20 protein-coding genes are annotated in these 21398 nt (G+C 38.3%); 9 read left to right on the top strand and 11 right to left on the bottom strand.

Annotated features, from left to right (window positions below; translation table 11 throughout):
• The first annotated feature begins 329 nt into the window (after window positions 1-329).
• Together AC33VI_RS13125 and AC33VI_RS13120 are read left to right on the top strand one after the other, a co-directional pair.
• Entirely contained in the window at window positions 330-572 is a 243-nt protein-coding gene (locus AC33VI_RS13125; protein WP_491782713.1) for a DUF433 domain-containing protein, read from the top strand.
• A gap of 9 nt (window positions 573-581) precedes the next feature.
• The gene (locus AC33VI_RS13120; RefSeq protein WP_491782712.1) at window positions 582-938 is read left to right on the top strand and encodes a DUF5615 family PIN-like protein; all 357 of its coding nucleotides are present in this window, start codon (window positions 582-584) and stop codon (window positions 936-938) included.
• A 30-nt stretch (window positions 939-968) separates the two neighbouring features.
• On the opposite strand, the gene AC33VI_RS13115 is transcribed toward AC33VI_RS13120, so the two are convergent.
• From AC33VI_RS13115 to AC33VI_RS13100, 4 genes are all read right to left on the bottom strand, one after another.
• Complete coding sequence (locus AC33VI_RS13115; protein ID WP_491782717.1) at window positions 969-1715, bottom strand: IS1 family transposase; 747 nt, start codon at window positions 1713-1715, stop codon at window positions 969-971.
• A gap of 82 nt (window positions 1716-1797) precedes the next feature.
• Window positions 1798-2823, bottom strand: coding sequence for a hypothetical protein (locus AC33VI_RS13110; protein ID WP_491782711.1), 1026 nt, complete (start codon window positions 2821-2823; stop codon window positions 1798-1800).
• Window positions 2824-2987: 164 nt separating this feature from the next.
• Window positions 2988-3329: a hypothetical protein gene (locus tag AC33VI_RS13105; RefSeq protein WP_491782710.1), complete on the bottom strand. Its 342-nt coding sequence runs from the start codon at window positions 3327-3329 to the stop codon at window positions 2988-2990.
• 250 nt (window positions 3330-3579) lie between these two features.
• The gene (locus AC33VI_RS13100) at window positions 3580-5919 is read right to left on the bottom strand and encodes an ATP-binding protein (protein WP_491782709.1); all 2340 of its coding nucleotides are present in this window, start codon (window positions 5917-5919) and stop codon (window positions 3580-3582) included.
• 222 nt (window positions 5920-6141) lie between these two features.
• On the opposite strand from AC33VI_RS13100, the gene AC33VI_RS13095 reads away from it, so the two are divergent.
• A complete protein-coding gene (locus AC33VI_RS13095; RefSeq protein ID WP_491782708.1) occupies window positions 6142-7074 on the top strand; it encodes a glycosyltransferase family 2 protein in 933 nt (310 codons plus the stop codon).
• Between the two features lie 107 nt (window positions 7075-7181).
• Here AC33VI_RS13095 and minE read toward each other — a convergent pair whose 3' ends face one another.
• The 4 genes from minE to AC33VI_RS13075 all read right to left on the bottom strand — a co-directional run bounded on the left by minE (window position 7182) and on the right by AC33VI_RS13075 (window position 10797).
• Window positions 7182-7538: a cell division topological specificity factor MinE gene (minE, locus tag AC33VI_RS13090; protein WP_491782707.1), complete on the bottom strand. Its 357-nt coding sequence runs from the start codon at window positions 7536-7538 to the stop codon at window positions 7182-7184.
• 116 nt (window positions 7539-7654) lie between these two features.
• Window positions 7655-8452, bottom strand: coding sequence for a septum site-determining protein MinD (minD, locus tag AC33VI_RS13085; protein WP_491782706.1), 798 nt, complete (start codon window positions 8450-8452; stop codon window positions 7655-7657).
• A gap of 30 nt (window positions 8453-8482) precedes the next feature.
• Window positions 8483-9373, bottom strand: coding sequence for a septum site-determining protein MinC (minC, locus tag AC33VI_RS13080; RefSeq protein ID WP_491782705.1), 891 nt, complete (start codon window positions 9371-9373; stop codon window positions 8483-8485).
• Between the two features lie 98 nt (window positions 9374-9471).
• Entirely contained in the window at window positions 9472-10797 is a 1326-nt protein-coding gene (locus tag AC33VI_RS13075) for a four-carbon acid sugar kinase family protein (RefSeq protein WP_491782704.1), read from the bottom strand.
• Between the two features lie 253 nt (window positions 10798-11050).
• Between AC33VI_RS13075 and AC33VI_RS13070 the strand changes: the two genes are divergently transcribed.
• From AC33VI_RS13070 to glmM, 4 genes are all read left to right on the top strand, one after another.
• A complete protein-coding gene (locus AC33VI_RS13070) occupies window positions 11051-13399 on the top strand; it encodes an IMS domain-containing protein (RefSeq protein WP_491782703.1) in 2349 nt (782 codons plus the stop codon).
• A gap of 83 nt (window positions 13400-13482) precedes the next feature.
• On the top strand, window positions 13483-14079 hold the full coding sequence (locus AC33VI_RS13065) for a DUF3177 family protein (protein WP_491782716.1): 597 nt from the start codon (window positions 13483-13485) through the stop codon (window positions 14077-14079).
• Between the two features lie 28 nt (window positions 14080-14107).
• A complete protein-coding gene (locus AC33VI_RS13060) occupies window positions 14108-14410 on the top strand; it encodes a DUF7734 family protein (protein WP_491782702.1) in 303 nt (100 codons plus the stop codon).
• 182 nt (window positions 14411-14592) lie between these two features.
• The gene (gene glmM / locus AC33VI_RS13055; protein WP_491782715.1) at window positions 14593-16011 is read left to right on the top strand and encodes a phosphoglucosamine mutase; all 1419 of its coding nucleotides are present in this window, start codon (window positions 14593-14595) and stop codon (window positions 16009-16011) included.
• A gap of 96 nt (window positions 16012-16107) precedes the next feature.
• Here glmM and AC33VI_RS13050 read toward each other — a convergent pair whose 3' ends face one another.
• Entirely contained in the window at window positions 16108-17025 is a 918-nt protein-coding gene (locus AC33VI_RS13050) for an FTR1 family iron permease (protein ID WP_491782714.1), read from the bottom strand.
• Window positions 17026-17460: 435 nt separating this feature from the next.
• Here AC33VI_RS13050 and AC33VI_RS13045 point away from each other — a divergent pair, with 435 nt between their 5' ends.
• On the top strand, window positions 17461-17994 hold the full coding sequence (locus tag AC33VI_RS13045; RefSeq protein WP_491782701.1) for a DoxX family protein: 534 nt from the start codon (window positions 17461-17463) through the stop codon (window positions 17992-17994).
• A 598-nt stretch (window positions 17995-18592) separates the two neighbouring features.
• Here AC33VI_RS13045 and cbiE read toward each other — a convergent pair.
• Complete coding sequence (gene cbiE, locus AC33VI_RS13040) at window positions 18593-19849, bottom strand: precorrin-6y C5,15-methyltransferase (decarboxylating) subunit CbiE (protein ID WP_491782700.1); 1257 nt, start codon at window positions 19847-19849, stop codon at window positions 18593-18595.
• Between the two features lies 1 nt (window position 19850).
• Window positions 19851-20195 carry a hypothetical protein gene (locus AC33VI_RS13035; protein WP_491782699.1) on the bottom strand — a complete coding sequence of 115 codons (345 nt, stop codon included), beginning with the start codon at window positions 20193-20195 and terminating at the stop codon, window positions 19851-19853.
• A gap of 206 nt (window positions 20196-20401) precedes the next feature.
• Here AC33VI_RS13035 and AC33VI_RS13030 point away from each other — a divergent pair, with 206 nt between their 5' ends.
• A complete protein-coding gene (locus AC33VI_RS13030) occupies window positions 20402-21085 on the top strand; it encodes an HAD family hydrolase (protein WP_491782698.1) in 684 nt (227 codons plus the stop codon).
• Window positions 21086-21398: the final 313 nt, after the last annotated feature.

Below are 21398 nucleotides of genomic sequence, written 5' to 3'. Positions count from 1 at the left end.
TTGTATTTATTTTAAAGAGATCGCCTTTGGCGATAAATTTCACTCTAAAAGAGACTGTATTCACCTTGAAACAAACTGTAATCTTGGGACAAGATATCTTTTATAAAATAAAAGATATCTTGTCCCAAGATTACAGTTTGTTTCAAGGTGAATACAGTCTCTTTTAGAGTGAAATTTATCGCCAAAGGCGATCTCTTTAAAATAAATACAATTGGATGAATTAAGGCGATCCCACTACCTAATTTTGAATATACGATCGCTATTGTTAGATAATCTAATAGTCGCAGCAAAAGTTTGATAATAGAGTTATAATCATAGAAAATTATCAGATGAATAATCAAGATCTACTAAAACGCATCACTTTTAACCCGCAAGTGCTTAAGGGTAAGCCTATAATTCGTGGTTTAAGAATTTCAGTAGCCACGATCTTAGAATTGCTGGCTAAAGGGGAATCAATTGAGGAAATCTTGGAAGATTATCCCGAATTGGAACCAAATGATATCCAAGCTGCTCTATTTTATGCCTATCAATTGGTAGATAAGGAAGAGATTACCGCCACAGTTTCTTCATAAAATTAAGTTGTGAAATTTCTAATTGATGTAAATGCTAGTCGCTCTCTGGGAAATCGTCTGGCAGTCAAAGGTTATGATGTAGCTTATGTTAGTGATGTCGATCCCAAGATGCTCGATGAAGATATTCTGAAATGGGCAGTACGAGAACAACGAGTAATCATAACCACTGATAATGATTTCGAGCAGATGATTTGGCAACAGCAGAAGCCTCATTGCGGAGTTTTGAGATTAGAGAATGTACCTCGTAAAGAAAGGAAAATTTTACTTGATGATGCTTTACAATCTCACAGTCAAGATTTACTAAAGGGCAACATTGTCATTGCCCTACGGAGTAAGTTTCAGATTAGAAAAGGTTTTGACAAATAGAAAAAACGGCATTGCTGAATAAGTAATGATTTAGACGATCGCGGGAACAGTTTTAAATTTGAGATAGTGAAGCAAAAGTCGAATTGAATATTTGAGCATCTTAATCGATTTTGAGTAACACAAAGTCTTTCTATGTAAACGAGCCAGATAGTGTCTGAGCCTAGTATTTTCGCCTTCGACCTGCGGAAGGCAGGCGGACGGCGCACAGCTTGAGGTCACCTCAAGCTTGCGTACCGCTCTTGTCATATAAGTTTTACTCACAAGATGGTCTTCTGGTTCAATAAAACTAGGATAGACAGGATAACCATCGCTCACGTACCAAAAGCTATGCCAGCATTTAATAATCAACCAAAGATGTTTAAATGTTTCACTGCTGCGATCTCCCACTACCCAAAGCAGAATACCCGATCTCCAATGGTTGACTACTGTCCAAATCCCGACTTGATTTTTCTGGTTACCAATAAAAGTTTGTAATTCATCAATTTCCGTGATCTCTGGTATTTCATCATCTTCAGGTGCATCTGGTAATTCCATTCCTGATTCTTCGATCCAGTTCATAATAGTTGTATGGTGAATTTCTGTGACTCTTTCAATTCCTCTCAATCCCATTCCGTTGAGATACATTTTTAAGCATAGTTGTTTCACCTCTAATGGATAACTTTTGGGAATTGGGGATTCAACAAACTGACGACCACAAACACGACATTGATAACATTGCTTACCGCGACGGTGACCATTTTTTCTATGTGAAGTTGAGTTGCATTTAGGACATTTCATTCTTCCATTATGCAACATGAATCATTACTCATTCAGCAACGCCCAATTTTGCTTTTAAGTTTCATTAATACGTAAAGCAGTCTCAGCAATCAGCGTTTAGTGTTGACATATTTAGATTAAATTTAGTGGCGATTTGACTCAAAACTTCTTGTTCTTCGAGAGTTATGTTTCCGTTAGACATAGCAATCTCATAACATCTACTTAAAGTTAGAGGTGCAAATTCAGGAATTAATTGCTCTAGTAATCCTTGAAAGTCTTGGGATTGTTCTAGATTTACCGCAATGGTTTGAACGGAAGATGGCGATATTTCTCTAATTCTGGGTAAGATTTCTGACCAATTTTGTTCTGGATAACTTACCCGTACCATGTGTGCCAAAATACGATCCATAATCTTAGACTGACTTAAAGCAACTTGCCAATCTGTATCGGTTTCTTGCTGCATGGATGCAATTTCTGGGGAAGCGATTTTTCCCTCATAGAAACGACAGGCAGTTTGTCCTAAAACATAAAGTATCGCTGCATTAGTAGAAGCACCCACAACAGCACCAACACCAGGAATAATTTCCACCACGGTTAAGCCTGTTTTAAGTACGTCTGCACCCAAAGATAAACCAAAGATTGCTAATACTTCTCCTCTTCTAGCAGGTTCGTCTAAATCTAAGCCATAAGCTGCTGCAATTTCATAAACCATTTCAGTTTGCAATTTGGTAGTGGCTATTAATTCTATGCCTAGAAGTAATGCTGCAACGGGAGGAATAATATTAGTTAATAGTCCTAAACGTCCACCTTTCCAAGTTTTCTGCACAATTAAACGGTGAGCAATCTGATTTGGTGTTTCTTCAGCATATTGCGATCGCACACTTTCAACATTAGCCTGTACTTTTGCCGTATCTACCTTGCCTAAGAAAGTCATTAACCAGTCTAAGCCGATGATATTATCTGCTCCTTTAAGGATAGGATTTGAGGCAATCCATTCCAGAGTTTGCCCTGTAGAAATTGTCGTTTTTTCTAAAATTTTTTGGGCTTCTGTGGTTAATATCTCTGTTAAGTTACTCACTGTCACGATCGCATTTATTAAGCAATTTTTTGATGTAGTTGTTTGATACATAATAATATATTTTATGGTGGTTAATATTAAAATTCCCAGTCGCAACTCTTTGCTAGGAGAAAAGCGATCGGGAAAATCTTGCTAATTTTATGTTGTGAACTATTTAGATTTAGCAGTATTGAATCTCAAAAATGTGTGGTAATATTCTGATGATTAGAGATTAATTAGTTAGTTAAATTGTCAAAAAAGTTATTTGCTTTTTCTTTAACCGTAGTAGCATCTGTTTCTCCTGGAGAAACCATTTTCTCCTCATCTGCACCTCCTTGTACGGCATTTAAACCCTTTTGAGCTTCTTTGGTTACTTCTTTAATTCCGCGAGGATTAGAACGAGCAACATCATCTGTTTTCTCTTGAATGTTGTTTAAACTTACTTCCCCTTCAGTACTTTTGCTAGTTGCTGCTTGAGCGGGATCGACAGTAGAAATAAACAATAATCCACACACTATAGCTGTCAGAGCTAAACGCAAAGAATGTTTTAACCAGTTGTTTAAATTATTGAGTAACATGAGTTTACCTCGGTATTTTTTTAATTAATCAATTAATAACAATAATTCAAGACTGTCTGCATCTAACTAGAGAAATACATCTTTCAACTACCCTACCTTACCCTAACGCTTAGAGACTGTTTGTCAACAAAATATAAAGGTGAGGGATGACTGGGAGACTGGGAGACTGGGAGACTGGGAGACGAGGAGACTGGGAGACGAGGAGACTGGGAGACTAAGTCTCTAATTACTTTTGGTAAATGATATTAGGTTAAAAATAATTGGATTTTTTGCTAATAAAAGCTTCTTTAGTTATGTCGGCAATTTTATCCATGCGAAATTCTTGCAACCAACTTTTTAGTTCCCTAGCTATTGAGTCATATTCTTGTTCTATTTCTGCAATCAAATCTTGTAACACCATATAGTCTGCAATTAAAGCTGCTTCTTGTACTTGTTTTAACCATTCATCGGAAATAATTGCTAAATCTTGATAATTTAAGGGTTTTTGAAGTGAAAGAGGTTTATTTATCGGATAAATACCCTCGGACAACTCATTTTCTTCTCGATAGAGATATTTTACTTTTAAATGCTTGGCTAATCTGACTAGGAATTCAGACAGGCGGAAAGGTTTGCGCATAAAATCATCGCAACCAGAACTAAAAATTAGAGAGCATTCTTCCTCTAAGACACTAGCAGTTAAAGCAAGAATAATCGTGTTTTGTCCTTGAGGCTGGGATTTAATTTGTTGACTGGCTTGATAGCCATTGACCATTGGCATATTCATATCCATACAAATTAAGTGGGGCTGCCAACTTTGCCAAAGATCTAGAGCTTCTTGTCCATTGGTAGCTTCTTTGACTGTAAAACCGATGGATTTTAATAGTTGGAATACTATTTGACGATTGTCTCGATCGTCATCAGCTACTAAAATTCGATATTGTGGTTGATTGGGTGCTAAACCGATAATTGTCTTGCTTGTTTTTTGTTTTGATAGTTTTTTTTCTAAAACTGGTTGAGCTAGAATATCAAATTCAAAAACCGTTCCAACTCCCAATTGACTGCGTACTTTAATATCTCCCGACATTAGTTGCACAAACTTACGACTGATAGGTAAACCCAAACCCGTACCTTCTCCCGAATTTCTTCCCGCACTAGTTTGAGAGAAAGCTTCAAATAAGGAATTGAATTCTGTTTCTGCAATACCAGTACCAGTATCTTCTACTGAAAAAATTAAATGATAATTATTTTGAGGATTGGATTTGACTGTGACAGTAATACTACCTTCTCTAGTAAATTTTAAAGCATTATTCAATAAATTGATCAGAACTTGTTGTAGTTTTCGTTCGTCACTATTAATATATTCTGGAACAGAATTAGCATATTCAAAAGATAGTTTTAAGTCTTTTTTTGTTGCTTTTAATTGCAGCATTTGTTCGACATTTGCTAATAGCCAAAATAGATTAAAGTCATTGGAATTTAGTTCCATTTTGCCTGCTTCTATTTTGGAAAGATCTAAAATATCATTAATTAAATCTAGTAAATGTTCTCCACTATGATTGATGATTGCGAGTTTTTCTATTTGCGATCGCTTTAAGCTGGTATCTAGCTGCATTAATTGCGTAAAACCAAGAATTGCATTGAGAGGAGTGCGTAGTTCGTGACTCATGCTGGCTAAAAAATTACCTTTGGTTTTATTAGCTGCTTCTGCAATTTCTTTAGCTGTTTCTAGCTGCTGAGTCCGTTCTTTTACTTTTTGTTCGAGAGTATTGCTATAGTCGAGAATTAGATTAGTTAATTTGATACAAGTATCAATTGTATAGCTAATTTCATCTTTTTCTCCGTTATCTAAATAGGTAATTATCGGTTTATTACTATTTAGTTTATTCTCTAAAATAATAGATAGTTTTTTCTCTTTTGCTTGACGATTTTCTTCCAAAAATTGAGCAAAATAGACTATCCGACGGATCGGATTGGTAATAATAAAAAATAAGATAGCCGAATAAATTAAGATAATTAATAAAAGTCCAGTAGTATTAACCAGTAATAATTTTTTGATATGGTGACGATTTTTATCCAATAACTTTTGTCGATCTACTCGAATCTGTTTTGTAATATTAAGCAGTTCATTACCTGCTTCTCCCCCATACCCTCTGATAAAGCGATCGCTTTTTTGATAGTCTTGGGTAGCTTGAAAAATATCTTGACTCAGACCATACATTTGCAGCAATCTTTGATATTTGATTTTAAAAAAAATTAAATCGTTTTTATAAGCAGCAGATAAAGGATTGGCTAAAACTTTTTCTAACTGTTGGTAGATCTGCCGATCCATTTTTGCCACGCGACTGCTATATTTATGTAGCTCTTCTAGATTATGTCCTCGTAGTAGTAAGTTTTTACGATCTTTGGCTTGACGGATAAAATATCCATTAAGTATTTCTATATCTTGACTGAGATCGTCGAATTTTATCGCCGAACTATTGATTGTCTCTAAACTATTAGCAATATAGTAAACGCCTCCAGAAATCGTTAAAATTAGAAATAGAGCGTAGCCACCTAAATATTGAAAAGTTTTAATTAGAATGCTGGTTTTAGAGGTAGAATTAATCTTCACAACTTTCTCAGTCTGCTAAGTTTATTTGTGGGAATATCGCTTAAAATACATCTACATACTGAAATGAATGTATTTTTTTGGCTCGATTACTTGTAATGAAATTATTTATTTGTACTTTTGATTCAGAGAAGAAATTTAGCATAAACTTTCTACAACATCCACGATCTATAGTTCCCAGATTGCTAATAAAAATATCTTGATAAAAAATTAGAAAAACTTAAAATGTACTTTAGTATTGTTATTCCCACCTATAATCGATTACCTATTCTCAAAAAAAGTATTTTAGCTTTAGAAAAGCAAGAGTTTGCAGACAAGAAAATTGATAATTATGAAATAGTAATAGTTGATGATGGTTCGACAGATCGAACCCTAATTTGGCTAGCAGAAAATCGAGAGCGACTACCCCATGTCAAAGTATTCCAGCAAAACCATCAAGGAGCAGCAGCAGCCAGAAATTTAGGGGTAGCCAAAGCTTCAGGAGAAATAATAGTTTTTATCGATAGCGATCTAGTTGTTACCGAAACTTTTTTACAATGTCATGCCGATGCTTTAGTTCGAGGAGAAGAAGATTTAAAAAGCGATCGCCTGTTTACTTATGGAGCGGTAATTAATACTAATAACTTTGAAGATCCTACTGCCGAGCCTTACAAAATCACTGATTTTTCTGCTGCCTATTTTGCAACGGGAAATGTAGCAATCGCCCGTAAATGGTTAAAAGAAGCTGGTTTATTCGATACGGGTTTTCAACTCTATGGTTGGGAAGATTTAGAACTAGGAGTAAGATTAAAAAAATTAAATTTAAAACTCATCAAATGCCCCGAAGCTAAAGGATATCATTGGCATCCTCCTTTCAATTTAGAACAAATTCCCCAAGCGATCGAACGAGAAAGACAAAGGGGAGAAATGGGACTAGTCTTTTATGAAAAACACCCTACTTTTGCTGTCAAAATGATGATTCAAATGACAATATTACATCGTCTTCTTTGGGGAATATTATCTTTTGGCGGAAGACTAAACGAACGCAGTTTAAAACCTTTAATGCAGTGGTTAATCGATATCAATAAACCACAATTAGCCGAACAAGTAGCTCGTATATTTCTTAACTGGTATAACGTACAGGAAGTTTATGCAGCTTATGAGCGTTCTAAAAACTAATCACTGTACGGTCGTTTATCAGACGACCTACCAACTAACCACTAACAAAAAAGAGTGCTAGATCGAAGGTGTTGCGAACAATCACCATCAACCAACATCAAAATCGATTACGAGCGGGAAGTAGAATTAGTATTTTCAGCATTTTCTTCCATTTCGACCGTTTCGATTTTTTGCAATTCGATGCCGTGATTCTCTTTTAATTGCTTTTGCAGTTCTCCCAAACGTTTGATTTGACGAATGGGTAAATTGGCAGTTAAAGAAGTTGTGCGTTGATCGTTAGAAAGAGAAAATTCCATTTCCTCTCGATCGACATCCACATATCGGGCTACTACATCGAGAATTTCCTCGCGCATTGCCGTTAATATATCTGAATTAATGCTCGCGCGATCGTGAGCAATAATTAATTTCAGACGGCTTTTAGCGCAATCTTTACTGTTAGCATTATTATTCCAGGGAAAAAGCATTTCCAGAAACCTGTAAATCTTATTTATGATTGTCTGCATGGAAAGGAAAAAACACGGTTGAAAGTGTTTTGAAAAATTAGTGAATCTTGATGGGACTGAATTTGTGTTTTTTTCAATTAACCACCGAACATTTTACGCAGACGGGATAAGATGTTACCTTGATTTGCTAACAAATCGAGGAATGGTATTTTTTCCCCTTCCAAACGTTTGGCAATATTAGAATATGCCATTGCTGGAATAGATTCATATTCTCCTAACACTAAAGGTTCGCCTCGGTTAGTAGCTTCGATTACTTTTTCATCGTCGGGTACGACTCCAATTAAAGGAACTCCTAATAACTCCAGAACATCTTCGACGCTCATCATTTTATTTTCTTCTACCATATGAGGTCGAACTCGATTAACAATTAGATTAATCTTGTTGACTCCTTCTGCTTCCAATAATCCAATTACGCGATCGGCATCTCGTACCGCCGATACTTCAGGAGTGGTGACGATTAAAGCTTCTTGGGCAGCAGAGATAGCATTGCGAAAACCCAACTCAATCCCCGCAGGACAGTCGATCAAAATATAATCGTAGCCTTTAGCTAGGGCTGTAGCTATCTTTTTCATTTGTTCTGGTTTGACTGCCTCTTTATTGCGATTTTGGGCTGCGGGAAGCAAAACCAAACCTTTAAGACGTTTGTCTTTGACCAAAGCTTGTGCCAAACGACACTCTCCTGCCAAAACATCGATCGCCGTGTAGACAACCCGTTCTTCCAATCCCAACAACAAATCTAGGTTTCTCAAACCAAAATCCGCATCGATGAGAGCTACCGAACGATTTTCTTTGGCTAATGCTGCTCCTAAATTTGATGTGATAGTGGTTTTACCCACTCCTCCTTTGCCAGAAGTAACAACAATTATACGACTCATATTGTTTACTTATGATTTATGTAGCTGTGGTTATTGTGCTTGATTGCGAGACAATCCTAAACGCATTTGCGTTCTTTTATAGGAACTTTCATGACTGCGTTCGATCCACGCCCGTTTTAAAGCTGAAAAAACATAATTTTTGGCAAAATCTGCTTGATTTGTCAATTTAATGCCTTCTACAGTCATGAAAGCTAATTCTGGTAACAAATTTTTCGGTCTGAGTTTAGGCGATCGCACTACTTTATCGGCAATTCGCAGTTGGGTAAATTCCATCTGTAATGCCGCAATGCGAGATTGATGATTTCCTTGCGCTCCTGCGTGGGCAATTCCCCGCAAACGACCCCAGATCAGAATGTCTCCTGCTGCGATCGCCTTTCCCCCTGGATTCAAATCCCCACAAATTATGATTGTTCCTGGATGGCGTATTTCTACTCCAGAACGCACAGTACTTTGTAAATAAAGGGGCTCTGCCAAGTTGGGGGACAAAACTTCTTGAGTGGGAGTAAGGGTCTCAATTAGGGGATCGATCGAAGAATTTTGTTCGACGGAATAACCGCCAGTAGCAGCTACTACCGCCGTTTGTCTTCGGGTGGTACTGATTTGTGAGAGGGATAATTTCACATCATCAAGAGTTTCGGCAATGGTTTGTAATTGTCTGGCATCAAGCAGCCGATCTTGAGCAACTAAACACACTTTTGTTCCAACTTGCCAAGATTGCTCCTTGGTTTGTAACAGATGTTTTAGCTCTTGCCAAGTCTCTGACCAAGGTAATTCGGAATTTGTTTCCGCTTGAGCGGGTAAAATTAGTAAAAGTCGATCGCCATCGTTTTTGATACCGATTTGGGAATAGGGATTGACTAGGGATGACGAATCAGGTACTTCGTCAGTTTTTTCTAAGGAGATAGTAGGCTCGAAAGTCATGGAACTGTCCCGATCGTGAGTAGATCTGCGTACTTGTATCTACTTGTTAGGTAGTTTTCACGCTTCACATACTAACGTAGATTTCTCAAGATGAAATGTTAGGAAAATCTTAAACGAGAGTTAGCAGAAGCCAAACCATCTCGTTCGCCCACATTACCAGGGAATAATACTACGGGTAAATTAGGGAACTGGGGATGATTGGCTTCAGTACGAATGACCGAACAGCCAGGTAAGATTTGTCCCAAGAGTCTGGCAGAGGTGAGATTTAGACCCACACTCAAGACATCATTGGAAGTGATTCCTCCTTTGCCGATCAGATAGCCAATTGATGCGGGCAATCCTCGAACTACATCCATCAATAAAGCCGAGACTTGTTTGCCAAACTCCAAACGTTGTTGAATATCGGTAAAGCTCAACTCTTGACGACTGGTATAAACTACAGGAGTTAAACCATCGGTAAACACTTTTTCTACCTCAGCTAAAGTCGATTGCAAAATAGTATCTCTGGTTGCGGGGGAATCTCGCAGGCGAACTACATCCACTTCAATACCAACAACATCTTCTTCTTCTAACAGTCGGTTTAATTGCTCGGTAGTTTTCTTCACGTGAGAACCAACTAAAACTACTCCAGGTTTATCGGTAGGCTTATAACTGCCCATTTTATCTGGTGCGGTGGGTTGCTCTCCCAATTGCGCCAAAGAGGTTAATAAACTAGCAGCAGAACGGAATAAAAATCTTTTGCCACCACTGGTAGCTTTCAACACGGCTTGGGCAAAGCGATCGAAGTCTGCTTGAGTTTCTCCATCCACAGCCACGCATCGATCGCCTGTCAAAGATTGTAAAATTTCATCAAGGCGATCATGGCGGATATCATCGAGAGTTATCCGCACCACTTCCCCAGCAGAAATTTTACCTGCGGTTTTTTCCTCTACGTAGTCGGGTAAATAGCTATGGCTATAACTAAAAACCGAATCCTGGGCAAATTCAGTTTCGGCTACGGGAGTTTTAACTCCATCAATTAACAAATAATGAGTGCTATCAATAGTTACTCTTCCTCCCTCAAAAAAAGCAGGAGTCAGGAAATGAGCGTCAAAATTGCCCAATTCTGAACTAATTATGTCGGTTTCTACTGGATAGTGTCCTCTTAAAGTAGAATCAGAACGGCTAACTACCAAGAAATCCTGAATCCCCGTTTCGGCGAGGGCGATTTTAAGATTTTGGCATACTTTTTTAGTAGTTTCTGCTGCTTCTTGAGGAGTCATTGCCCTGGTATTACTGAGAATAAATAAAATTGAAACCTCATCTTGTAAGCCTTTTTTGAGGGTTTCTACATCCCAGCGTAGTAACAGCAAACAGCTATGTACGGTTTGCGAACCTGTTGGATCGTCATCGATAACAATTATCTTGGGTTGGGATTGATTCATAGTTTTTTAACAAAACTTACATTTGTTTGTATTTTCTTTAACTAATTCTAAATTTATTCTGCATCCAACAAAACTACGTTAGAATGCTGGCAAAAAGCGAAAATCCAGCCAAAAGGCTTATCAAATCCCTTTCCCTACTTAAATTAAGCTTAAGTCTGAGAGCGTAATTAAAGCTTCTATTTTCCCTTTTCTATTTTCCCTTATTGTCGTCACTTACCAGGACGTTAAAGCCGTCCAGAGGAACTAACCCCAAATGCGAATCCCCCTCGACTATTACCAAATTCTGAGCGTACCCATTCAAGCAGTCGTTCAACAATTAGAACAAGCTTACCAAGATCGTCTGCTCCAACAACCCCGCAGGGAATACAATCAGTATGCGATCGAATCTCGTCAAGCATTAATCGAACAGGCATACCAAGTTTTATCCAACTCAGAAGCAAGGGCGGATTATGACGCTCAGTTTTTGGTTAATATGCAGCCAGTAGAACCTCTGGAAGTTTTGCAAAACAAGGAAAAAGATTTAGCAGCAGAGGATGAAATCTCAGAAGAAGAAAGGTCAAACCCAGAGACAGCCACTGCTACCTTGTCCGCTGTAGAACAAGTTCCTGGGGTCAATCCGACAATTGAAGTATCATCTTTTCAATTGGTGGGTGCTTTATTAATTTTGCACGACTTGGGAGAATACGAACTAGTCTTGACCCAGGGTATTGAATATTACAACAGTCAAGAATTCAGTCAGTTTCAACAACAGGTAGATGAAGAAGTTGGCATTGCCACCCAAGAAAATATCATCTTGTCTTTAGCTCTTGCCTATATGGAATTGGGTCGAGAACAATGGCACAGACAGGAATATGAAACGGCTGCTATTTCCAGTCAGTTGGGGATAGATTTACTAGAGCAAGAAAACTTATTTCCTCAAGTCAGGGAAGAACTAAAATTAGATCTTTGCAAATTACGTCCCTATCGCATTTTGGAATTAATCTCTTGCAATGATGCGGGATCTGTTCCCAGAGCTTTGGGATTTCAACTATTAAGAGAAATGTTAGCCCAGCGTCAGGGCATTGAAGGTAAAGGAGACGACCTTTCTGGCTTGAGCTTCGATCGCTTTTTGTGTTTTATTCAGCAATTAAGGACTTATTTAACTTCCGTCGAACAACAGGAACTCTTTGACAGTCCGACTCAAGAAGATTCACCAATTGCTAATTATTTGGCAGTATATGCTCTGTTTGCTAGGGGGTTTGCCCACAAGCAGCCAGAATTGATTTTAAAAGCACGACGTAAATTAGAATATTTGAGCGAAAAACAAGATGTAACTTGGGAACAAGCAGTCTGTTCTTTACTTTTAGGACATACAGAAAAAGCGATCGCCAAAGTCCATCAAACTCAAGATACCACCAAACTAAATCAAATCTTACAACACGCTCCCGACAGCCTAGATTTATTACCAGGAATGTGTTTTTACAGTGAAAAATGGTTGCATGACGATGTTTTGTCTCAATTTGTCGATCTCAATTCTGTAAAATTAACTCTTAAAGAATACTTTGCCGAGCGCGAAGTCCAAAAATATTTGAACCAACTCACTCCTTCTACAGTGCTGGTGACGGCGGAGTCTACTTCTGTAGCAGCTAGTCCTTCCGAGCAACCCAAGAGTAATAATTCTCATGATGGCATAGGTATTTTATCTCGCTGGCGTAGCATTTTTAGCGAAAAAACTGCATCTCATACCCTGGTTTCGGCAAATCAAGTCATTCACACCCAATCTAATTTAGGTAAAACTCGGTCTAACACTGCAACTATCGAGTCCCAGCGTCCTAGCAATCGAACTAAAATCAGCCACAAAGATCGCCAGTCAAAAACCAAACCTAAGTTCAGAGCTACTCAATCTCGCTATAGTCCACAACCAACCAAACCAGCCATCTCTTTGCCTTTAGAATCGAACAATAGAGCAATTCCTGCATCGGTTTATTATAAATCCCAAGGACAAAAGCAGAAAAAAGCGAGAGGAAGAAACAAAGCTAAAGCTAATACTTCCTTGAAAGGCTGGTTGTTTATTGTAAGTCTTATTTTGGGAGTGGGAACTTTAGGATTTATCACTACCAGATTTTTATTAAACCCCAGCCAACAAACAGCTAAAGCCCAACTGGCGATCGCTTTACACAATCCGACAGTAGAAATTCCTCCCGCTAAACCCGTTGTGGCAAAACCCCAACTTACCATAACTCAAAAATCTAAGCTGGCGATTGAGAGATGGCTCAAAAGTAAATCTGCTGCCTTTGGTAAGGAATATCAAATTGCTAAGTTAAACGATGCTTTAGCCGAGCCATTATTAACCACTTGGCGCGATCGCGTTACCTCCTATCAACAAGGAAATTTCTATCGAGAATACCAACATCAAGTAAAAATGCGCTCGGCTCAACTAGATCCGAATAACCCTAAAAAAGCTACTGTTGAAGCAGAAATTAGGGAAACCGCTCAACATTACCAGTCGGGACAATTGGATAGCAGCCAATCCTATGATGACAATTTATTGGTACGCTATCGATTAATCCTGCAAAATGGAAAATGGCTAATTCAAAATGCTGAAGTGTTAAAAACTCTCTAGAGTATTTATCAAATCAGGAGCTCAGGTAAATCTGTCAAATACAAGCAATAATGGTAAACGCAATTTCGATAGAACAATAATTAATAATGGACATTTGGTTTAGACCTTTGGTGTGGATGGATTACCGTTTGGGAGTATTACTAGCGGTAATTGTTCCTTTCGTATTGTTGATTTGGTCTTTATTTGCCAAACAAGAAGCTATGCAAAGATTGTTAATTATCTACTGGCGAGTAGCTAGCCTATTGATGATTACAGTTTATTTGCTAATTCCTGACTGGAAGATAGGGTTCATTAGTGGTTTTGCTGCTAGAGTCTTGATTGCTATTTCTCTCTGGTTTTGGGTAGATTTAAACGAAGAAATCCAAGATATACCCCATAGTTTATTTAAACTAGTTTTTACTTCTTGGCGTTGGGCGATAACTGGCTATTGCGTTTTAGGTGCGATCGCCAAATCTGTGTTTCTTCCCTGTGGTTGGTCTGCCACTAAAGTAAATAGTGATTTTTGTCAGGTATGGTTAGAAGCCCCCGAAGCTTATCGCAATCTTTTGCATAATAACCCTGATAACGAAGGAGTTTTAGGCTTTATGGGTGCAGTTGGCTTAGTTATTTACCTGATTTATCTGGCTTATTTTGTTCTCATTCGCTTGGGCAAACAAGGAAGATCTGCCCTAGAACAATAAACCCGAACTAAGTAAAATTTAAAATAGAATGTCTCAATCAATCGGTCTGCGTTTGGAACAATATACCCTCAAGCGCAGAAATGAAGTGTTAATCGTCAATTTAGAAACTGCATCAGGAGAAGAAGATTGCGTGACAGTTTTTGCGGGGTTTTCTAGTTCTTTGATGCGAGCGACAGATTTTGACCCTGACGTACCAATAATTGCTCCTGACTCCAAAATAACTTCCATAGATCGCTTGGTTGCTCCTTACAATCCCGATCGTCCTCAATATATTGAATCGGGATTGACTGTAGCCGCTATGGAAAATCTTCTAAAAGAATTTAATGTTTAGCAAAATACCTAGTTAATCTTAGGTAAAAAATACTCTTTTTTCCCAAAATTGAGATTTATCGCTTAACTTATTGAGTGGATGTATTGAGGATTGCAGCGAAAACCTGATTTAGTAGTACAATTCTTTCAACTTTATATAACTTTGATAGAACAAGAATACTATTTTAATCCGCTTATTTAAGAATTAGGAGCATAGTTAGTGTGAGTAATTTGGCAACCATTTTTAATCCAAAAAATTTACCCCAAACCCCTCTATTTGGTACAGATGGTATTCGGGGGAGAGTTGGAGATATTCTAAACGCACCGTTTGCTTTGGGATTGGGCTATTGGGCAGGAAAAGTTTTAGCAGAAGCAGCTAATAATTCTGGGTCAATTATCATCGGACAAGATTCTCGCAATTCTAGCGATATGTTATCTTCGGCGATCGCAGCAGGATTGACTTCTGCGGGGCTGGAGGTGTGGAATTTAGGTTTGTGTCCTACTCCTTGTGTGGCATCCCTCGCCAGCCACAGCGAAGCAATGGGGGGAATTATGATTTCTGCCAGCCACAATCCACCTCAAGACAATGGGATTAAATTTTTTGGTGATAAAGGAACAAAAATAGCAGATTCCCTCGCTCAAAAGATTGAATACTGCCTCAGAAACGATCGATTAGAAGCGGGCATCGACTCCACTTGGGGCAAACGCTACTATCGCCCAGAGTTAACCGAGCAATACGTACAAATGCTCAAAAATTCCCTGCCCCAAACTCTAGATTTTTCGGGAATGCGAATTGTTTTAGACTTAGCCTGGGGCGCATCGGTAAATGTAGCCCCTGCCATTTTCGAGCAGTTGGGAGCAGAAGTAATCAGTCTCAATCAACTAGCAGACGGCGATCGCATTAATGTAAATTGTGGTTCGACTCATCTAGAATTAATCAAGCAAGCCGTTCAAGAATACAATGCCGATCTCGGATTTGCTTTTGACGGAGATGCCGATCGCGTAATGGCAATAGACAGCCAGGGTAGAGTTATCGATGGGGATTATATTCTTTATCTTTGGGGCAATCGCCTCAAACAAGAAAATCAACTACCCGACGATTTAATTGTGGCTACAGTGATGGCAAACTTAGGCTTTGAAAGAGCTTGGCAAGCCCAAGGGGGTAAGATGGAGCGGACTAAAGTAGGCGATCGCTACGTACAAGCTGCCATGTGGAATACTGGTGCAATGTTGGGAGGAGAACAGTCAGGACACATTCTCTGTCACCATCATGGCGTATCGGGAGATGGTATCCAAACAGCTTTACATCTAACTGCTTTAGTTCATCAGTCTCAAAGTTCTTTAAAAGAATTAGTAGACAATAGTTTCCATACTTACCCTCAAATTCTCAAAAACGTCAGAGTAGAAGATCGCGAACGTCGCAGCAAATGGCAAGAATGCGAACCAATCCAAAATGCAATTTCTCAAGCCGAAACTGTAATGGGCGATCGGGGACGTATTTTAGTCCGCGCTTCGGGTACAGAGCCTCTAATTCGCGTCATGGTAGAAGCGGAAGATCTGGAATTGACTAACTATTGGACTGATAAATTAGTCCGCGTCGTTGAAACTCATTTGGCAGTTTAATTAATTTAATTTCTCGGACTAGTTTCATATTTGTTATCATCACTAGGGCAAAATCCCGTATCGCTTTAGGGTGCGGGTGTGTTACTTCTGAGCAATTTATGATTCTTTGCCAACGACTGGACGAGTTGTAATGATACCCAAACTTTGAAAATAAGCCGTACCGATCGCCCCTAAGAAGCCAAAATAAGCAATAAGTTGTCCTAAATACAAAGTTTGTCGGTAACCGAATAAAGCCTTCAAAACTATGCCAGGAAATTGCTTGTCGGGTAAGATTAACGAGCCATCCCAGACTTGACCGCCTAAAATACAAGAATCATTACTAAACAAACATAATTGAGTTAGGGTTAATTGATTGAGAAGGCTTAAAGCTGCATCAAAATGCTTTAAAGCACCCATTACCAAACCACCAACAATTAAGAGTAAAAATATCCCCATGACCTGAAAAAAGAGTCGAATATTAATTCTCACTCCTAAAGCAAACAAACCAACTCCCATGATGGCAGCCAAGGTTAAGCCAGCGATCGCACCTATGGCGGGGAGAGTCCATTCCTGTTGAAACTTAGCCAAAATAAATAAAACCGTTTCAAAACCTTCTCGCAACACGGCGATAAAAATTAAAATAAAGACTGCTTTGCCCGCATTACTATTATCTAATGCAGTGGCGATCGCACCTTCAACTTCTCCTTTAAGAGACTTTGCCTGATTGGTCATCCAGATTAACATCCAACTAAGCATGGCGATCGCCACTAAGCCAAAAATCCCTTCGAGTAATTGCTTGACTGCGGGGGCATAAACTCCTCCAGCTACTTCAACTCCAGTCAAAACCCCCGCCAGCAAAAAACCTACTCCAACGCTGGCAATAATACCGCCCAAAATTCCCAAATATACCCAACGATATAATTCAGTTTGTTCTGCTTTCTTCAAACAAGCCATTACTATACCCACCACCAAAGCAGCTTCAAATCCTTCTCGCAAGGTAACAAAAAAAGTAGGTAATGCAGCCGTGAAATCTATCATCAATCGTTAAACATTTATCATTAGACATTTATTAATATAAATAAAATTCAATGCTCGATTATGATCAATTGGATCGCAGATTTGTCCCCCTTCCTTTGAGTCAGGCTCGCTACGCCAAACTCAAGGACGAAGCTTCTCGACCGAAATAATGAATTGAATTAGGGAACTCGGTCAAACAGTTTTTGAATATTGCAGTCATTTTTGGGAACTTTAGATAGATTTATTTAAAAAAATTAACTTTTCTTATACAAATTGCGCTAAATTTTAAGTATACGATTTCTAAATAATTTTAAGTTTAAATAAAATACAGCTTGAGTAAATAAGTTAATTTGGCTCTTGTTCGAGAGTCGGATTGTTTTTGATGGAGTTGTTTATTTTTCTCATATATTTTAGATTTCGTAACTTTTATTATTTTATATTTCTGGAATTTTAATGTCTGCAAATTCTTTAATTACTCAAATTTTTCGTCCAAATATCAATGCTAATTTTTGGCAGCAAACTTCCTGGGCAATACTCAGAGCCGTAGTCGGCATTGTGATGATTCACAATGGTATGGATAAACTATCTAATATTGAAAGTTTCGCGGAAGCTTATGTAGCTTATATTGGATTGCCGTTTCCAATTTTCTTCAGTTATGTGGCTGCTTTTACCGAATTAATTGGCGCACCCCTGTTAATTATCGGTTTGTTTGCTAGACCTGCTGCTTTAGGATTATTTGCTACTATGTGCGTAGCGATGTACCACCATATTTTAGTTGCAGGTTTGAGTATTCCATATTTGGAACTGTCAGCAATTTATGCTGCTTGTTTTTTGTTCTTTTCAGTCAATGGTGCTGGTTTATTTTCTACAGATGCACTAATTACTAATCTTTTGGATAAATCTGCTTTATCCGCCCAAGCGAAAAGAATTATGTTGCTAGAAAAAAGCTTTAATGCCACAGAGACATCTGAAGTTGTGAATAAGTAATTAAACAATCTTAGCTCGACTTTATCCATTTTCATTTACTGACAATCTTGAGTTTGTAACCCTTGTATTACAGTAGTTTGACTTTTTGCATATCACTAAAATTTGTGACCTTTGAAAAAGTTATGACTTAAAACCAAGATTCTTGCAAGAGCAAGAAAGGCAATTTTGAGATTTTGGATAAAGTCGAGCTTAGAGGATGTCTGAAAAGTGGTTTTAAGCTATCTAGATCCCCCCTAGCCCCCCTTCAAAAAGGGGGGAATGTGTTTAAAGTCCCCCTTAATAAGGGGGATTTAGGGGGATCGAAAGTAATAAATGAGACTTCTCAGATAACCTCTTAGTGATTTCTTTTGAGTTGCGATCGCTTTAGTCTTGTTGGAATTTTTCTAAAATACAGAATGGGGGATGCTAGCGATCGCGATTTTTTTTTCTGACTAACCAATTACTGCGCTTTTCACATGGGTAGACCACATAATTAAACTTTAAAAACTAAGAACTAAGAACTAAAAACTAAAAACTACGAACTAGTAAATTTTCCCAGAGAGCTATTCAACTGAAAACGGCTGTAAAAACTGTGGCAAGATGTTCGCTCGATCGCTCATCACTCATTACTCATTGCTGTAATAATCGTAACGGGATTTAGGGGAGTAAAACGAGTTAGATGATTGAGAGGAGTAGAGCGAGATATTTGTAATTGTAAGAGACGATAGTGCCAAGAATTCTGTTTAAACCAATTAATCGCTTCATAGCCGTGTTCGACGGTAGCAAATGCTAGAACTATGATTCCTTGGGGTAATAGTTTTTCTTGGCAAAAATTGAGTATTTCCGATAAATTGCCACCACTACCGCCAATAAAAACACGATGAGGATTGGGTAAATTGGCTAATGATTTTGGTGCTTTGCCATTAATACTTATGACATTGTTTGTCGCAAATCTTTGGCTATTTTGTTCGATTAAAGTAGAACCCATACTAGTATTCTCGATCGCATACACTTGGGAATTAGGAGAAAGACGGGCAATTTCAATAGATACCGAACCAGTACCCGCGCCAATATCCCAAATCACCTGTTTTGGTTGTATAGATAGCTCTCCTAAAATTGCCAAACGGACTTCTTTCTTAGTAATTAAACCAGGGCGATCGCGAAAACTCAAGAAACTACTATCGGGTAATCCAATTAATGGTAAATTCTCTAAATCTAACTGATTCTTTTGCGCTCGACGAACTAAAATCAAAACATTTAAAGGAGCAAAATCTTCTGCTGCTAATTGACTTAATTCTGAAAGACGATCGCCATGATAAATCTTAATTTTTTCTTGATTGTTTCCTAAGTTTTCACAAATATAAAAATCATAATTAACGGATAATGATAAACTCAAATAAAGACGAGCGACCGCAGCAGGATTATTATTACTATCTGTTAATAAAGCAATTTTTTCTTGCCCTTGTTTGAACAACTCAATCAGGCGATCGCAACTGCGTCCGTGAAGGCTAATTAGGTTAACATCTTGCCAGGGCATTTTTAGCCGACTAAAAGCTAATTGTAGAGAACTAACCTGGGGGTAAAATTCTAGCTGCTGGGGATTCAAATTAGCCAATAATAATCTACCCAAACCATAAAAAAGCGGATCGCCACTAGCCAAAACCACTACAGAATTACGTTCCAAATCTATGGTTTTAAGAATATCTATTCCCGCTTTCAAATTACTGAGATCGATCTTTTGCCCTTGATGTTGGGGAAAATAACTTAAATGACGCTTGCTTCCTGCCAAAACACTTGCTTGTCTGACAAGACAATCTACTTTTTGACTTAAGCTTGCCGTACCATCTAAACCAATACCGACTACTGCTATGGTCAATTTACTTATTCTGTGAATTACTAAACAGACGGAAGCCCACATAAAGCAGCAAGCCTACAAATCCCAGGGTAATAATACTGCTAACAACGTGCAATACCGCACCAATCACTGAAAATCCCAGCCAAATACCGCCGATAGCCACCGCAGCTTTTCCCACTTGAGGTAAATCCTCAAACCAAGCTTTGCTAGAATCAATCCAGCCTTGTACTTTAGGAGAAGGATTAATCTCTACTTCGGGAAAAACAGACTTAGAAGAAAAATCTTGAGAATTAGAAGTAGTTTCTCGATTAACTTCCGCTTCCATTTCGTCTAGTTTGCTTTTAAGATCGCGATCGGAAAAACTCATGACTATTTGCTCTCTCTAGGTTAAACTGCTCTTATCTCTTCTTTTAGAGTAGCAAACAAAACATAATTGAGATGGTGGAAATTTCTACCCTAAGAATTGGGGTCTATACTACCCAAGGATATTTTCATTCTATGGCGATCGGTGTTGTGTGCTAAATATTAATAATAATTAAGAAGAGTATCGTTTAAGGTGGTGACAAGCTGTTAATGTTAGAAGCAATATTATTCGATTTAGATGGCACTTTGGCCGATACAGACTCAATTCATTTTGCAGTTTGGCAAGATATCTTAATTAGATATGACCTAGATATAGATCGCGCTTTTTATCGACAGCGTATTTCTGGTAGAACTAATTCTAAAATAATTAAAGATATTATTCCTCAATTGACTTTAGAGGATGCTTGGAAGCTAGCTACAGAAAAAGAAGAAAGCTTTAGGCGTATTGCCAATTCCTTAAAAGCCACTCTTGGCTTGGATAAACTTATCCGCCTGACAGATAATACGGGTATTAAACGAGGGATTGTGACCAATGCCCCCGAAAATAACGTTATTTACTTGCTCAAGGCTTTACACCTCGCCGATATATTTCCTACAGTAATTTTGGCGAAAGATGCCCCTCCAGGTAAACCAGACCCCGCCCCCTATAAATTAGGTTTAAGTCGCTTGGGAGTGACCAATCCTAAAAAAGCGATCGCTTTTGAAGATTCCATTACAGGTATACACTCTGCGGTAGGTGCTGGAATCTATACTATAGGCGTAACCACCAGTTACGATCGCGCAGATTTAATCGCTGCTGGTGCTAGTATGGCAGTGAAAGATTTTCAAGATCCACAACTATGGAAATTAATAGATTCTCTAGTCAGCGTAGGACAATCAAAACCACGACTTTAAAAAACTAATAAAGGGCTGCGCCCTAGTTATTAGTTATTAGTTATTAGTTATTAGTTGTTCAATGCGGGCGGTCAGCATTGCGGGGAAACTCGGCAATTACGCTCTTAAAACATAGTCTTTAACTATGCCTGAACGTAGACACAGTCTTACACCCAATGGTTTTTATTACTGAATTTACTGCGCTTTTCACATGGGTAGACCACATAATTAAACTTTAAAAACTAAGAACTAAGAACTAAAAACTAAAAACTACGAACTAGTAAATTTTCCCAGAGAGCTATTCAACTGAAAACGGCTGTAAGTAAAATTGATG

Source organism: Waterburya sp., from assembly GCF_058530065.1.
The sequence above is the reverse complement of the archived record's forward strand: the minus strand, read 5'-3'. Positions and strand labels throughout refer to the sequence as shown.

What these genes read in the sequence shown, in the direction of transcription:
- AC33VI_RS13075 (WP_491782704.1), bottom strand. Translation starts at nt 10,797, where the DNA reads ATGAATCAATCCCAACCCAAGATAATTGTTATCGATGACGATCCAACA.
- AC33VI_RS13045 (WP_491782701.1), top strand. Translation starts at nt 17,461, where the DNA reads ATGTCTGCAAATTCTTTAATTACTCAAATTTTTCGTCCAAATATCAAT.
- AC33VI_RS13115 (WP_491782717.1), bottom strand. Translation starts at nt 1,715, where the DNA reads ATGAAATGTCCTAAATGCAACTCAACTTCACATAGAAAAAATGGTCAC.
- minD (WP_491782706.1), bottom strand. Translation starts at nt 8,452, where the DNA reads ATGAGTCGTATAATTGTTGTTACTTCTGGCAAAGGAGGAGTGGGTAAA.
- AC33VI_RS13110 (WP_491782711.1), bottom strand. Translation starts at nt 2,823, where the DNA reads ATGTATCAAACAACTACATCAAAAAATTGCTTAATAAATGCGATCGTG.
- minC (WP_491782705.1), bottom strand. Translation starts at nt 9,373, where the DNA reads ATGACTTTCGAGCCTACTATCTCCTTAGAAAAAACTGACGAAGTACCT.
- AC33VI_RS13105 (WP_491782710.1), bottom strand. Translation starts at nt 3,329, where the DNA reads ATGTTACTCAATAATTTAAACAACTGGTTAAAACATTCTTTGCGTTTA.
- AC33VI_RS13060 (WP_491782702.1), top strand. Translation starts at nt 14,108, where the DNA reads ATGTCTCAATCAATCGGTCTGCGTTTGGAACAATATACCCTCAAGCGC.
- AC33VI_RS13030 (WP_491782698.1), top strand. Translation starts at nt 20,402, where the DNA reads ATGTTAGAAGCAATATTATTCGATTTAGATGGCACTTTGGCCGATACA.
- AC33VI_RS13095 (WP_491782708.1), top strand. Translation starts at nt 6,142, where the DNA reads ATGTACTTTAGTATTGTTATTCCCACCTATAATCGATTACCTATTCTC.
- AC33VI_RS13125 (WP_491782713.1), top strand. Translation starts at nt 330, where the DNA reads ATGAATAATCAAGATCTACTAAAACGCATCACTTTTAACCCGCAAGTG.
- AC33VI_RS13035 (WP_491782699.1), bottom strand. Translation starts at nt 20,195, where the DNA reads ATGAGTTTTTCCGATCGCGATCTTAAAAGCAAACTAGACGAAATGGAA.
- AC33VI_RS13070 (WP_491782703.1), top strand. Translation starts at nt 11,051, where the DNA reads ATGCGAATCCCCCTCGACTATTACCAAATTCTGAGCGTACCCATTCAA.
- minE (WP_491782707.1), bottom strand. Translation starts at nt 7,538, where the DNA reads ATGCTTTTTCCCTGGAATAATAATGCTAACAGTAAAGATTGCGCTAAA.